Origin of the sequence: Armatimonas sp., assembly GCF_043757465.1 — a bacterium.
GTDB lineage: Bacteria > Armatimonadota > Armatimonadia > Armatimonadales > Armatimonadaceae > Armatimonas.
The window spans coordinates 19,530-33,496 of sequence record NZ_JAYVPL010000016.1 but is presented as its reverse complement, the minus strand read 5'-3'; the positions used below and the strand labels follow the sequence as shown (position 1 = coordinate 33,496).

Sequence of the window (13,967 nt, the reverse complement as noted above, 5' to 3'; positions counted from 1 at the left end):
CCGATCGGATACCTGTCCGGCCATCCGTCCCAAGGGACGGATGGCATCACGTTTCCTCACCCGGCCTGAAGGCCGGGGTTTCCACGCGCCTTTTTGATAACCATCCGACCGGAGCAAGCTCCGGGGTATTTATCCGAAGGCTTCGGCCTGAGAGCCGAAGCCACAGAAGAAGTGGGCATCCTAAGAGATGCCCACGTATCCCAAGCGGTCACGGAGCAAGCTCCGGGGAATGTACCCGTATGCGCTTCACAATTATAGATGCGCTGGCCCTGGGGTTTTAGAGGAATCCGATTCTCGCCTGTCGAAATGCGAGTCATGACAAGACTTGGCATTCAACTGATTATCTTCGGCAAGCGCAGCGGCGACGACCTGCCCGGCGTGCTGGCGGATGTGAAGGCGGCGGGCTACGACGGTGCAGAAGTCGGCAATCCCACCACCAGTGTCGCCGCCCACGACTATAAGCAGCTCTTCGAGGATGTGGGGCTGGCCTGCGCGGGCTACCACACGGGTGTTGGAGCGCTCACCGATCTGGACCACGTGCGTGAGACGGCGGCGCACATGAATGTCGTGGGGGTAAAGCACCTCATGGCGGGCGGCAAGTGGCCGGATGCCGCAGGCTACGAAGAAGCGGCACGCACGCTCAATGCGGCGGGCGAGGTTTTGGAGAGTGAGGGAATCTCGCTCTGCTACCACAACCATAACTGGGAGTTCTCTGATTTACCGGGGGGCAGTACGGGAATGCAGCTTCTGCTGCACAATACCGATCCCGCCTACGTCAACTTCTGCTTCGATCTCTACTGGATCGCCTGTGGCGGCGAGGACTTGGTAAGCTTCTTGCATACCTACGGCCACCGAAGCAACTACCTACACTTCAAAGATGGCACGTTTGATCTGGAAACCAAGCAACCCCTGACGTTCACGGAGCTGGGCAACGGACAGGTCAAGCTCGTCGAGGCCACGCGCGTCGTCAAGACACTCAGCCCGGACTGGATCACCACCGAGCAAGACCGCGTCGCGGAGGGCGGTGACCCGGCCACCTCAGCTAAGATCAGCGCGGAGTATGCCCGGAGCGTACTGGGTTTTTAGGGGGGAGCCTCTCGTGGTACCATAGGCGCGTTATGCCGAAAGTTGCTGTGCTACCCGGTGATGGAATCGGGCCTGAGATTGTGGCGGAGGCCGTCCGTGTCCTCCGCGCGGTTGCTCCTGATATCGAACTGACCGAGGCGCTGGTCGGAGGCGCGGCCTACGATGCGACCGGCCATCCCCTTCCCCCCGAGACGCTGGAGCTGTGCAAGGCCAGCGATGCAGTGCTACTGGGAGCCGTGGGCGGGCCGAAGTGGGACGTGATTCCTGACCCGAACCTGCGCCCCGAGCGTGGGGCGCTCCTGCCACTCAGAAAACACTTAGGGCTCTACGCGAATCTGCGTCCTGCGATCTGCTACCCCGCCTTGGTGGCCGCTTCCAGCCTCAAGCCCGAGCTGCTCGAAGGTGGCTTAGATGTGCTGGTCGTGCGCGAGCTCACCGGCGGGATGTACTTCGGGCTCCCCAAAGAGAACGACGGCAATCGCGCCATTGACACCTGTGTCTACACCAAAGATGAGATCGTACGTATCGCTCATGTCGGCTTTCAGGCGGCGCAGAAGCGCGGCAAGAAGCTCTGCTCCGTAGATAAGCAGAACGTCCTGATGACCAGTGTGCTGTGGCGGGCGACCGTCGAGGAAGTGGCCAAAGACTACCCCGATGTCGCGCTCTCACACTTATTGGTGGACAACGCGGCGATGCAATTGGTGCGCTGGCCCAAGCAGTTCGACGTGATTGTCACCGAGAACTTATTTGGCGATATTCTCTCCGACCAGGCCGCGATGCTCACCGGCTCGCTCGGCATGCTGCCGTCGGCGAGTTTGGGGGCGGGCAGCTTTGGGATGTACGAGCCCTGCCATGGCTCCGCGCCGGATATCATGGGCAAGGGAATCGCCAATCCGCTCGCAACGATTCTTTCCGTGGCGATGCTCTTGCGCTACAGCTTTGGCCGTGAGGCCGAGGCCAAGCGCATCGAGACGGCCGTCGAGAGCGTGCTAGAAAGTGGCCTGCGCACCCCCGATATCGCGCAGCCTGGCGAGTCCACCGTGGGAACGAGCACTATGGCCGATGCCGTGCTTGCCAAGCTCTCGGCATAAAGATGCAAGCGCTGAGAGACACTGATAAGGCGCTCTCCCCCAAGCAACTTATCGGAATCTCCGTTCTGCTTCTGGTACTGTTGGTGGGAGGCGGCTTCGCCTGGTTCACAGCCCCCGCTCCCCTACCGACCTCAGATCCAGTGTTTTCCTTCGCCAATACCACCGTTGTCGAACTGACCATCACCCACCGGTACACCACCCTACCACCGTCTCCTGCGGCTCCTCCCACCCCCAGTCCCTCCCCCAAGCCGGGGAAATTTCCGATGCCTTCCCGTTCCCCTATTCGGTCCCGAAAAACAACGGTGACACACATTCCGCCCAATGCAGTCCCAGAGGAAGAGCTACGCAAGGCCGGTATCCCTACACAGCCTGGTGGAACGAAAATCCCCATTCGTGTTCGTGCGTTCTTCTATTTCGATGTGTCCTCAGAGTGGATTTGGAACATGAAAACCAAGCGTTATGAGCTCGCCGCCACAGTGATGTACTCGATTGAGGCATCAAAAGGGACCCGCACAAGCCTCATTCGCTCCGCCTACGTCCATATCCCGTCCGACACGGGCCGTTTTCAAGACTCACTGCCACCTGCCTTTCGCAAGGAACACTTCGATGCCTACCCTCTGATCAAAGAGTACCCTGAGGCTCTTGAGGACATCCTGCGACGGAAAATACTGGAGGATCTTATCTTCGAATGGCAGTACGCGAACACTCAGAAATCAGGGAAGCCGTGATATAACAGTGCCGCAGAAACTTTCGTCTGTTCAGAGACACTTCGGGACTTCTTTCTATGGCCCAACATCTAGCCATTGTCACACACAATATTATCAAGGGAGACGGCCAAGGACGTGTCGCTCTGGCTATCGCCGAGCGTGCACTCCGCGAAGGCTGGGCGGTTGATCTCATTGCGCTCCGTGTGGAGGCGAGTCTCTTGGAGAGCGGGGCAAGGCATATCCCCTTGCCACTGAGCCCTTTAGGGACAAGAACCGCGTTTTTCCGTGGCATCGAAGGCGTCCGTTTCGCCGATAACTACCTCAAGCAGCACGGCACACGCTACGATGTGATCCTGGGATACGGGCACACGCTTACCTACCCGCACCAGGTGAACAACGCGCAGTTCTGCCATCATGCCTGGGGAAAATATGTCGCTACCAGCGGGATGGCGGAGGCCAGTGCAAAGACCCCCTACCAGAGGCTCTACACGGCCTACAATAAGTGGGGGGAGCTCAAATCGTTCGCCCAGTCTGAAAAAATCATCTGCTGCGCCCATCGTGTGCAACAAGAACTTTTAGACATCGGGGTTCCTCTCCATAAACTCGAAGTCATTTTCAATGGCGCAGATCCCGACGAATTTATGACCACCCCCCTCCCAAGGACGCGCTTTGGTCTCCCTGACAGTGTCCCCATGGCTATTTTTGCGGGCGACATCCGCTCGGCGCGTAAGAACTTAGCCGCCGTGATCCAGGCTCTCACGCAGGTTCCCGGGCTTCATGTCGCTGTTATCGGAGAGCAGCTGCGCAGTCCCTATCCCGCGCTGGCCGCGGAGCTGGGCGTGGCAGACCGCGTGCATTTTCTCGGATTCCGACGTGATGTCGCGGATGTCATGCGCGCCTGCGATTTCTTCGTCTTTCCCTCACGCTACGAACCCTTTGGGATGGTCGCCCTTGAGGCAGCTTTCTGTGGTTTGCCACTGATTCTCCCAGAGTGTGTCGGGGCTGTGGAGGTTGTACGCGCGGGGGCTATAGTTGTAGACACTCCCGAGAATATTCCCGCGCTGACCAATGCCATGCGCCAACTTTCCCATGATCCTGAGCTACGGAAAACTCTAGGAGCAAACGGGCTTCATGCCAGAGAACTCTGCAACTGGAAAACACTCACGGACCGCTGGATGGAAGTCTTTGAGGAAGTCCGTCGGCGCTAGCTCGGCATAGGTATCCGAGCCGCACAATTTGGAGGCTTTACTATGAAAGTTTTTATCTACGACACGACCCTGCGCGACGGCTCCCAGATGGAGGGGGTCTCTTTTTCCGTGGAAGACAAGCTGCGCATTGCCCGGCGGCTGGACGCGTTTGGCATTGACTACATCGAAGGTGGCTGGCCTGGTGCTGTTCCTAAAGACACCGAACTCTTCGCCCGCCTGAAGGCCGAACCGCTGGAGAACGCTAAGCTCGCCGCGTTTGGCATGACCCGAAAGCCCGGGGAAACCGTCGAGGAGAGCCAGCTTCTGCAGAGTCTTCTGGAGGCAGGAACCCCCGTGGTGACGATTGTAGGGAAGACCCACAGCCGCCACGTGACCGAGACCCTACGCATTCCCCTGGCAGAGAATATCGCAATGATTCGCGAGTCGGTCGCGTTTTTGAAAGCCCACAATAAAGAAGTGATTTTCGATGGCGAGCACTTCTTCGATGGCTTCAAAGACGACGAGACGTACGCGCGTGCCTGCTTGGCTGCCGCCGTGGAAGGCGGCGCGGACTGGCTCTGCCCCTGTGACACCAATGGGGGTGCACTCCCTCATGAAGTGGGCGCGGTCATTGCCGCACTGGTCACCGCATTTCCCAACACGCCCATTGCCATGCACCCGCACAATGACGGCGACTGTGGAACCGCCAATGCCCTGGCTGCGGTTCGCTCCGGTGCGACCCAAGTCCAGGGAACTATCAATGGCTACGGTGAGCGCACGGGCAACGCGAACCTGGTGCCGATCATTGCCAACCTGCGCCTCAAGCTCGGCTTCGATTGTGTGCCCGGCGGGGCGCTGGAGGAGTTGACCGTTCTTTCCCACTTTGTAGATGAGGTCGCCAACTTTTCCCCGAACCCAAAAGCGGCGTTTGTCGGGCGAAATGCGTTTACCCATAAAGCGGGCCTCCACGCCGATGCCATCTCCAAGTGGCCCCGTGCCTACGATCATATCGAGCCCAGTAGCGTGGGAAACAAGCGTCGGATTCTGGTCAGTGAGCAGGCGGGGAGCGCCAGTATCGCACAAAAAGCAGCGGAGCTGGGCTACGCGCTGGATAAGAAATCTCCGGTCGCCAAGCAGCTTCTTCGCACCGTGACCCGCCTGGAGCACGAGGGCTACTCGTTCGAGGCCGCTGAGGCCAGCTTTGAGCTGCTCCTCAAGAAAGCCACCGGCGGCTACCCTCCTTTCTTTGAGCTCGTCACGTTCCGGGTGTTTATCGGCAAGCGTGCCCATGATGATCTTCCCGTCACCGAGGCAACACTTCGGCTGCGGGTCAATGGGGAGGAAGTGCTCGCCGTGGCCGAGGGAGATGGCCCGGTCAACGCACTGGACTTGGCGCTCCGTAAAGCGCTGGAACCCGCCTACCCCCAGCTTAAAGACATTGCTCTGACGGACTACAAAGTGCGTATTGTCACTAGCGGCGAGGGTACGGCAGCTAAAGTGCGTACGATTGTGGAGTCCACGGATCACCACGGGCACTCATGGGCGACTGTGGGGGTCAGTACGAACCTAATTGAGGCCAGCTGGCAGGCGATTGTGGACTCGATTGAGTATGGGTTGCTGAAATCGTAGACCCGTGGCGATTTTCAGCGGGCCGGTTTACCCGCCCGTTACCGATACATAGGCCCATAAACGGCGCACGCGCGGTAGTCCGCTGACTGCGGCTCCAGCGCACCGAAGCGGGTCCAGGCCGACGGACGGAAGATTTTGGCATCCGCGACGTTGTGCATGTCCACAGGGATTCGGAGCATCGCGGCGAGTGTGATGAGATCAGCCCCGATATGCCCACGAGAGATCGCGCCGTGGTTCGCGCCCCAAGCGTTCATCACGGAATAGACATCCACAAAGGGCCCGACTCCCGTCAGATTCGGGGCAAACCAGGTGGTCGGCCAGGTCGGGTTGGTGCGGGCATCGAGTGTATCGTGGACGCTATCGGGGAGCGCGACCGTCCAGCCTTCCGCGATCTGCAAAACCGGGCCGAGGCCGCGCACTAAGTTGATGCGGAACATCGTGCAGGGAATATCCCCCACCGTCGTGAAGTCCGTGCTCCAGCCGCCCGCCGGGAAGTACCCCAGATCAGACGTGCACCACTGGGTCGCCGCCAGCGCCTGCTTGGCGTCGTTGTCCTCAATCTCGTACCAGGGCTTGAGCGCGTGCCCCGTCCAGTCCAGCGCCGCCGGGCCGGAGTTGATGAGGTGCAGGATGCCACTCGCAGCTTTCCCAGTGAGCGTGTGCCCGGAGACGCGCTCCACGGAATCGGGCGACCAGTAGGTGCGCACATCGGCGAAGAGCTGCGCCTCCCCCTGGGTGAGAAGATGGCCTAGGAGCATGGACGCACCGTTCAGGGCATCGTTCTCGGTGGCGACAATGTAGGGCTGGCGGATGCCGTTCCAGTCAAAGCTCGTGTTGAGAATCGCTTCGAGAAAGTCGCCATTGGGAAAATGATCCGTCCACTGGCGCTGCCCCTGGAAGCCCCCGACAAGCGCGTTGTGCCCGCGCGACTCCTCAATAAATCCCATTTCGGCCAGCTTCGGATTACCCACCATCAGGTCGCGGGCGATCAGCGCCATCTTGACACTGGTTGCCCAGTCCGCATCTTTCTGTGCGCGGCTGCGCTGCTTCACGGGCGGGTTCGTATCCGCTCCCTCGGGGCAGTGCTCCTTCACCCAGGCCAGGGCACGAGTGTACTCCTCCTGGTCGTAGATGCCGCGTTCCATGCGGCGCACGAACTCGGTCATGTCCAAAAACTCGGGGCGCATGCCGAGGAAGCTCTCAAAGAAATCACAGTCCACGATCGAGCCCGCGATTCCCATAGAGACGCCGCCCATGGCGAGGTAGCTCGTGTTCCTCATCGAGGCGACAGCCAGGCCAGACTTCACAAAGCGCAGAATCTTCTCACTCACGTCGGCGGGGATGCTGGTATCGTCGCTCTCTTGGACCTCGTGGCCGTAGATGCCAAAGGCGGGAATGCCTTTTTGCGTGTGCCCCGCGAGCACCGCCGCAAGATAGACCGCACCGGGCCGCTCGGTGCCATTGAAACCCCAGACCGCCGTGGGAACCGTCGCGTCGAGGCTCATGGTCTCCGCGCCGTAGCACCAGCACGGGGTCACGGTCAGCACGACGCCGACCCCTTCACGGGCGAACTTCTCCGCGCACGCCGCCGCCTCCGCCGCGCCCCCGATGCACGTATCCGCGATCACAACTTCGACCGGTAGGCCACAAGCGTGCTTTATATTCCCAACAATCAGCGCCGCCGTGCGCTGTGCCATCCCCATGGTCTGGTCTTCCAGGCTCTCGCGGACGCCGCCGTAGCGGCCATCAATCGTCGGACGAATCCCCACTTTGGGAAGGGAACCGTTCAGGCGGTTCACCGGTGCATTCTTCTTCATGGGATAATTGTACCCAGGATTGGGCCTGGCCGTGGGCGTTTCATACAAGGAATTATCGGGGCTGGGTGGCGATCCTCCACAGGGCAAATCCAAGCGCAGCCAGTCCTGGACCACCTGTAAAGACCAGCACACCAAGCGCAAGATCGTGGAGTTTTGGGGCACTGCGTTTATTGAAAACAAGGAACGCGGCGACCAAAGCAGGGAGGCTCAGGAGCAGATAAATCCAGAGGCGGGAGGAAACAGGCTGGGCAAGTGTCCGTTTCAGGAACGGGACACTGATCGCCAAACTAACGCCTACGATGGCAAGAGCAATCTGATAGTCCGGCTTCGCAGAGTATCTCATCGTAGTGTAGGGTAACAGAAACGCGTTTTATTCGCCATCCCCTACCCTCATGCGATGCCAGGTATCCTAAACACCAAAACGGCAAGAGCGGCGGGAGCTGGTGCGCGAGTGCAACGATGCCGCAGCGCTTCTGGCGTGGCTTCCCCTGGAGATCGAGGGCTGGGTTCGGGCACCGATGGCAAGCAAGTTTGGGCAGCTCGCCGAGCTTCTCGCCAGCCTGGGTGATGAGTCGGAGTAGCAATAATAAATCTGAGATTTGATCGCGGCTTTTACCAACGACTTCCTATAGTTCCGACGATGCAGGTACAATGAGCACCGTGGGACGTAAGACCAGCAGCAGTAGCATCAAGGCCTTTGTGATAACGGTCGCCTTTATCTTTTTGTTCACCGTGGCACTTCTGCTGGATATTCAGTATCTCTATCTGATGGCAGTGATGGCCGCGCTCATCCAGCCCATCGCGTACGGCCTCGTCGCGCTGGCACCGACCCACTACACCGGGAACCGTCGGCATCTTCAGACAGCGGTCGAAGGCAAGCTGGTGCGTATTGTTCTGGATGTGGAGGCGACAGGGAAATTTCCCGCCAGTGTTGTAGAGATCGAGGAAGTACTTCCCGAAGCCGTACGCCGATATGACGGCGGGAGTGCCCTCAAGCTAGACTCCTGGAACGGGCACCAGGGGACGACGGCCTATCAGGTCGAGCCCCTCCTGCGGGGCGTTCATTTGCTCGGCCCCGCCCAGATCGAGACAACGGATCCGCTGGGACTGTTCTCGTTTACTGCTGACCTTGCCCCGACGACAGAGCTGGTCGTTCACCCCTCCCCCATTCCGATTCGGGTCGCGCAGTCGGGAGGCGAGGGGCACTTTGGGGTACGGGAGCGCGAGGGCAAGGCGCAGCGAGGCGACGGCCTGGAGTTCCATGGGGTTCGTGAGTACCACCCCGGCGACTCTCTACGACGAATCCACTGGCGTACTACCGCACGCACGGGCCGTCTTACGGTGGTGGAGTACGAAAAAGCCTTTGAGCAGGATCTGGTACTGGCACTCGATCTGCGGCAAAATACCCACGCAGGCAACGGACGCGAGGCGACCCTGGAGTATGCCGTGAAGATCGCAGCCACCCTGGCAGATCGCACGCTGGCCCGTGGCGGCGGCGTCGCGCTGCATTCCCAGCACGGAAGCGCGGTGATTGATGCCCGTGCCAGCGACCCGGAAGCCGCGCGCTTCCATCTGTTTGACCTGCTCGCACGGGCGCAAGCCACCGCTGAGACGCCTCTTGTTGCGACCCTGAGTGCACAGCGTCTGGCACCGGGAACCAGGCTCATCGTATTAACCGCCCACGGCGACCCGGCGCTTGATTCCTGGCTCACCCGCCGCTTGGGGCTGGGAGACAGTGTCCAGATATTCTATCTAGATCCTATCAGCTTTGGCGGCAGTACAGCACCGCGTCCCGGTCTTCCCGCCACTCTTGTCAAAACGGTCGAAAAGAAACATTCCCCCTGGGAAGAAGGAGGCAAAATCCTTGAGCAGCTCCTCCGTGCGAACCACTAGCGCCCCCCAAACGGGCTCGCTTCCTCTGATGCTCGCGGCTCTGTTGGGGCAGAATGCGGCCACTTTCGGACTCACTGCCCCGCTGATCAGCCCGAGTTACACGATCTTGCTCACGGTTCTCAGCACCGTCGGTGCGCTGACGGCGCGTCACCTTAGATCCCGCGCTCTTGGCCGTGACTATCTGCTCGCAGGTGCCATAGGACTTATCGGCTTCTTCTTCGTGATTCAGGCCACGATTGTTCGCTTTGGGAAGTCACTTCCCATTGATTTTCTGGTATCCACCAACGACATGAGCCTGCTGGCTGCACTCACTCTAACGGCAGCCGTCGCGACATTTTTCTGGCTGACAGACGGAGCCACGCTTTTTTGCTGCGTGTGGTCCATGGCGATGATCGGCCTAGCGGCGACTCTAAATTTGAATGTGATTACCCTGGTCTGCTTTGGAATCTTTCTGTACTGTGCCTTGTTTTTAATGACCCACCAGCACACGCTGAGCCAGGCAGGCACGCACGGACGGCTCCTTGTCGTGAAAAACCCGCTCCTGGGACTTCAGCTCCGAACCGCGGCGCTGCTCTGGGTCGCCACCTGGACTCTGGGCGTGATTGTTGCCGTTCCTCTGCAGATGATCGGGCGCAATATGTCCCTGGCCACGGTTCTGGAGCGCTGGAAGCTTAGCCCCGAGGCCAACAAGCTACGCAATAACTCCAAACCGCATCTTACGTTTGATAGCCCGGACAGCTTTGCCGTCGGTCTTGGCCCCGTTACGGACAGCGATACGCTGATCTACCGTGTGATCACACTAGAGACGCACTACTGGCGCATGCGTACGTTTGCGACCTGTAAGGGAAATGAGTGGATTCCTTTTGATACCGACCTGAGCGGCAAGACACTCTTACCAGAAACGAGCAAGGACGGACGTAATATCTTCAAGTTCAGTCCCGCGCTTGAAGGGATACGCAAAAAGACCCAGCTCGTCAAGGCCAAAATCGAGCCCCTGGTAGCCACGCGCGCCATGATCCACCTAGCGGAGCCACGCCAGCTTCTAGCGGATCAAGGGACAATTAACCGCCGAGTGGATGGCACGTTTGCGCTGGTGGGACGGCGCATGGACATTGCGCTCCCCCCTGGCCCCTACGAGCTGGAAGCCGATGTCTCCAATGCCAGTCCTGAGGAGCTGAATAACTCGTCGGTCAATTATCCCAAGGAGATTCTGGAGCGCTACTTACAAGAACCCAATGTAGGAATGCTCGATACCCTGGCGCAGGAAGCGATTGGGACAGAGCGGCTGCCCTACAACAAGGCGGAAGCCATCCGCAAGTTTGTGACCAACCGGTGCACGTACTCTCTGGATGCGCCCGCCTGCCCGCTGGGTCGCAACCCGGCGGAGTGGTTCCTCAATGAGTCGAAGGTGGGCTACTGCGATCTCTACGCAACCGCCGTGACTCTACTCTGCCGCGCGGCACGCATCCCAGCGCGCATCGCCACCGGCTTCAACGCAGGAGAGACCGATCCGGATCACCTAAACGCCTACCACCTTCGTGAACGCAACCGACATGCCTGGTGCGAAGTGTATTTTACGGGGTACGGCTGGGTTCCCTTTGACGCGACAGTGCTGACCATAGATGCGACCATGGCTCCGCTCGCCAGCGCCCCTTTGCCCCGCGCGCAAGCAGGCAAGCTCCCCGTGGGGCCACTGGTTCTGGTGGGGATCGCCGTGCTGGGGCTACTAGGCGTGGGCGGCGCGGAGTTCCTACGGCGCCGTGGGATGCTTCCCGGACGCACCGTTATCTCGGCAGAGGAGCTCTACGCCCGTCGGCTGCTGATCACCTACAAACACGCCCTCCATCAGCTCAAGCGCCACGGGGCCACACGGGAGAGCGCCATGACCGTGGGGGAGCACATCGCCCTGGTTACTCAGCGCCTGGGAGACTCGGTGGGCAGTGCCTACGAGCGCCTGGCCCGCCTGAGTGAACGCACGCTTTTCGCACGGCAACCCACCCAGGAGAGCGACGTGGTCGTCGGGCAAGAGGCGTTGGCAGCACTTAAATTTGCTCTCAAGGAGAGGAAGCACTAGCCCATGGCACGGATTTCCACGAAGGTTGCCACGAAGCCAAAGCCCCAGGAGCGCCCCGAGGGTGCCCCGCGTGTCATCTTGATCACGGGTCTGGAGGCGGAGCGCAAGCAGGCGGAGGCGCTTCTCTACCTAAAACAGGCCGACCCCGAGTTCGCCGACTTCGATGCGGAGACTCTCGACAGCTCGCATGCGAGTGCGGATCAGGTTCTGGGCGCGGTGGGGACGGTACCTTTTGGCAACGGTAAGAAAGTCGTGCTGTTGCGCGATACGCAGCAGCTCGATACCGAGGAACAGAAGCGTCTTGCGGCGGGGCTAGACAGAATCCCTCCGCGAGGGCTTTTGGTTCTGCACACCGGCTCCCCGACGGTCGAGGATGGCAAGGTCAAGCGGGGGACATCGGTGAGTACGGAGCTGGCCAACGCGGTCAAGAAGCTCGGGGAGGTGCGCGATTTCGCCCTGCCCAAAATAGAAGACCTCCGTGGACATCTGATTCAAGAGACGCGCCGCCTGGGTAAAACTCTTGATAGCGATGCGCTCGCGCTCCTCTCTCAGCTCCCCGCCGACGATATACGCCATATTGGCACGGAGCTGGAGAAAGCGGCGCTGCACGCGGGACAGAGCCCGAGGATCACGGTGCTGGATGTGGAGGCGACCCTCTCACGTGGCCCCGACGATGTGATATTCAAGCTCTGCGATGCGGTGGGAATGCGCAAGACCAAAGAGGCGCTCCAGCATGTCAATAGCCTCTTTCGTGGGAGTGGCCGTCCGGATAGTGTCGCTCCCCGAACCCTGGTACTCCTCGCACGACAGATCCGCCTCGTGATGCAGTTTCGGTACCTGGGCGAGAAAAAGATGGCAGGCCGCAACGCCCAGCCCGTGAGCTCCCAGGTGGCTGCCCTCCTACCCGCGGATGGTGCGGCGTCTATTATTAGTAATCCACGCACCTCATGGATGGCGGATAAGTACGTCAATCAAGCCCGCAATTTCACGCTCGCCGAGCTGGAGGAGCGCTTAGAGAAGCTTCTCAATGCCGATCTGATGCTCAAAGGCGTCACGCCTGGTGGCGACAACCCTCAGGCTGTTCTCCAGCGCCTCGTTATTGAGCTTTGCTAACAAAAATAATAGAAACAAAATGAGCCACAACGCACCCCGTATCAAGAAAATAACGCGGACGATGCTGCGCGTTCCGTACACCCCACGCACCGAACCCTGGAACCGTCTGCTCGTTCGTAACTGGCAGATCGTCGAAGTGTGTCGGGTGGAAACCGAGTCGGGGGTGGTTGGCTGGGGGGAGACACTGCCACACTACGGCTGGGGCCGGGTCAGTGACGAGGCCGTGGCGCGGGGTACCGGCGCACCCCTGGGCTCCCTTCTCGGGGACGATAGCCTTGGGCCGGGCTTGCAGATGGCGCTCTACGATGCACTGGGCAAGACACTGGGGGTTCCGGCGCACGCTCTCTTTGGCCTCCCGAAAGTGCGTGACTGGGCCCCGCTGGCCTGGTGGAACACGAAGATGCCTCCCGAGGTGCTCGCCGAGGAAGCCAAAAATGCTGTCGCGGCGGGCTACACGGATCATAAGATCAAAGCGCGGCCCTGGTTCGATATCTACGCCCAGGTCGAGGCGATCTCCGCCGTCACCCCGTCGCACTACAAGCTGGACATGGACTTCAACGACATGCTCGGCACGGTCGGAACCGCGACGCGGGTTCTGCAAAAACTCGACACCTACGAGAAAGTGAACTTCTACGAGGGGCCGCTCCCCCAGCGCGATGTGGCCGCCTACCGAGAGCTACGCAGTAAGACCAGCCGCCCTCTGGCGATTCACTTTGGTGTCCCCTCGTTTCCCCAAGTGATTCACAGCCAGATGTGCGATGGCTTCGTGCTCAATCAAGGCGTTGGGGCGACACTGGCGCAGGGCCAGCTTGCCGCGACTTTTGAGATGCCCTTTTTCCTACAGCTCGTCGGGCTGGGGCTCACGACCGCGCTCATGGCACACCTTGCCGCCGTGCTCACTCACGCCCGCTGGCCCGCTGTCACGTGCCTCAATAACTACTCCGCTGACTTGCTGATTGAGCCTCTGACAATAAAACACGGCCATGTGCAAGTCCCCGACGCGCCGGGGCTTGGGGTGGCGTTCGACGAAGCTGCGCTGGAAAAGTACAGGCTGGAGCCGCCGCACTGGATCGCGTTCCCGCGCCATATTCTCACGGTCATCTGGGAGGGCGGGCGAAAAATCCACTTCCCCTACATGGAAAAGCCCAAGACGCCAGACTACGCCGGTCCCGCCTTCTCCCATCTCCAGTTTGAGCAGGCCAGCGCCTCGCTGCGTGGCCGAGGTGTCTGGGAGGACTTTATGCGCGGGAACTTGCCTCTCTACGAACCCGGCGTCACTCTCACCGTCTGGGACGACGACGGCTCCAAGGACTGGGCATCGCTCTACCAAAAATGCCTAGAAGCCCCCGTCTGGGATTAGGTACAATAGC

The 13,967-nt window shown here is 60.2% G+C and carries 12 protein-coding genes; 10 read left to right on the top strand and 2 right to left on the bottom strand.

The genetic code is table 11. The features are described from left to right. Nucleotides 1–315 precede the first annotated feature (315 nt). From ACH2ED_RS02295 to cimA, 5 genes are read left to right on the top strand one after another with little or no spacing between them, the layout of a single operon-like run. A complete protein-coding gene (locus ACH2ED_RS02295) occupies nucleotides 316–1,086 on the top strand; it encodes a sugar phosphate isomerase/epimerase family protein (protein ID WP_395088573.1) in 771 nt (256 codons plus the stop codon). Between the two features lie 32 nt (nucleotides 1,087–1,118). After that, nucleotides 1,119–2,177, top strand: coding sequence for a 3-isopropylmalate dehydrogenase (gene leuB, locus ACH2ED_RS02290; RefSeq protein WP_395088572.1), 1,059 nt, complete (start codon nucleotides 1,119–1,121; stop codon nucleotides 2,175–2,177). A gap of 2 nt (nucleotides 2,178–2,179) precedes the next feature. Then, nucleotides 2,180–2,905 (top strand): hypothetical protein, encoded by a 726-nt coding sequence (locus ACH2ED_RS02285; RefSeq protein ID WP_395088571.1) that lies wholly within the window; start codon nucleotides 2,180–2,182, stop codon nucleotides 2,903–2,905. 56 nt (nucleotides 2,906–2,961) lie between these two features. Then, entirely contained in the window at nucleotides 2,962–4,092 is a 1,131-nt protein-coding gene (locus ACH2ED_RS02280; protein ID WP_395088570.1) for a glycosyltransferase family 4 protein, read from the top strand. A 42-nt stretch (nucleotides 4,093–4,134) separates the two neighbouring features. Further along, nucleotides 4,135–5,700, top strand: coding sequence for a citramalate synthase (gene cimA, locus ACH2ED_RS02275; RefSeq protein WP_395088569.1), 1,566 nt, complete (start codon nucleotides 4,135–4,137; stop codon nucleotides 5,698–5,700). 38 nt (nucleotides 5,701–5,738) lie between these two features. On the opposite strand, the gene ACH2ED_RS02270 is transcribed toward cimA, so the two are convergent. Together ACH2ED_RS02270 and ACH2ED_RS02265 are read right to left on the bottom strand one after the other, a co-directional pair. After that, complete coding sequence (locus ACH2ED_RS02270; RefSeq protein ID WP_395088568.1) at nucleotides 5,739–7,517, bottom strand: L-fucose isomerase; 1,779 nt, start codon at nucleotides 7,515–7,517, stop codon at nucleotides 5,739–5,741. A gap of 52 nt (nucleotides 7,518–7,569) precedes the next feature. Continuing rightward, on the bottom strand, nucleotides 7,570–7,860 hold the full coding sequence (locus tag ACH2ED_RS02265; protein ID WP_395088567.1) for a hypothetical protein: 291 nt from the start codon (nucleotides 7,858–7,860) through the stop codon (nucleotides 7,570–7,572). 100 nt (nucleotides 7,861–7,960) lie between these two features. Between ACH2ED_RS02265 and ACH2ED_RS02260 the strand changes: the two genes are divergently transcribed. The 5 genes from ACH2ED_RS02260 to ACH2ED_RS02240 all read left to right on the top strand — a co-directional run bounded on the left by ACH2ED_RS02260 (nucleotide 7,961) and on the right by ACH2ED_RS02240 (nucleotide 13,957). Beyond that, a complete protein-coding gene (locus ACH2ED_RS02260) occupies nucleotides 7,961–8,098 on the top strand; it encodes a hypothetical protein (protein WP_395088566.1) in 138 nt (45 codons plus the stop codon). A gap of 79 nt (nucleotides 8,099–8,177) precedes the next feature. Beyond that, nucleotides 8,178–9,410, top strand: coding sequence for a DUF58 domain-containing protein (locus tag ACH2ED_RS02255; protein ID WP_395088565.1), 1,233 nt, complete (start codon nucleotides 8,178–8,180; stop codon nucleotides 9,408–9,410). Next, a complete protein-coding gene (locus tag ACH2ED_RS02250; RefSeq protein WP_395088564.1) occupies nucleotides 9,397–11,484 on the top strand; it encodes a DUF4129 domain-containing transglutaminase family protein in 2,088 nt (695 codons plus the stop codon). Before ACH2ED_RS02255 ends, ACH2ED_RS02250 begins: the two co-directional genes overlap by 14 nt. A 3-nt stretch (nucleotides 11,485–11,487) precedes the next feature. Further along, nucleotides 11,488–12,597 carry a DNA polymerase III subunit delta gene (gene holA, locus ACH2ED_RS02245; protein ID WP_395088563.1) on the top strand — a complete coding sequence of 370 codons (1,110 nt, stop codon included), beginning with the start codon at nucleotides 11,488–11,490 and terminating at the stop codon, nucleotides 12,595–12,597. Nucleotides 12,598–12,616: 19 nt separating this feature from the next. After that, complete coding sequence (locus ACH2ED_RS02240; RefSeq protein WP_395088562.1) at nucleotides 12,617–13,957, top strand: mandelate racemase/muconate lactonizing enzyme family protein; 1,341 nt, start codon at nucleotides 12,617–12,619, stop codon at nucleotides 13,955–13,957. Nucleotides 13,958–13,967 lie beyond the last annotated feature (10 nt).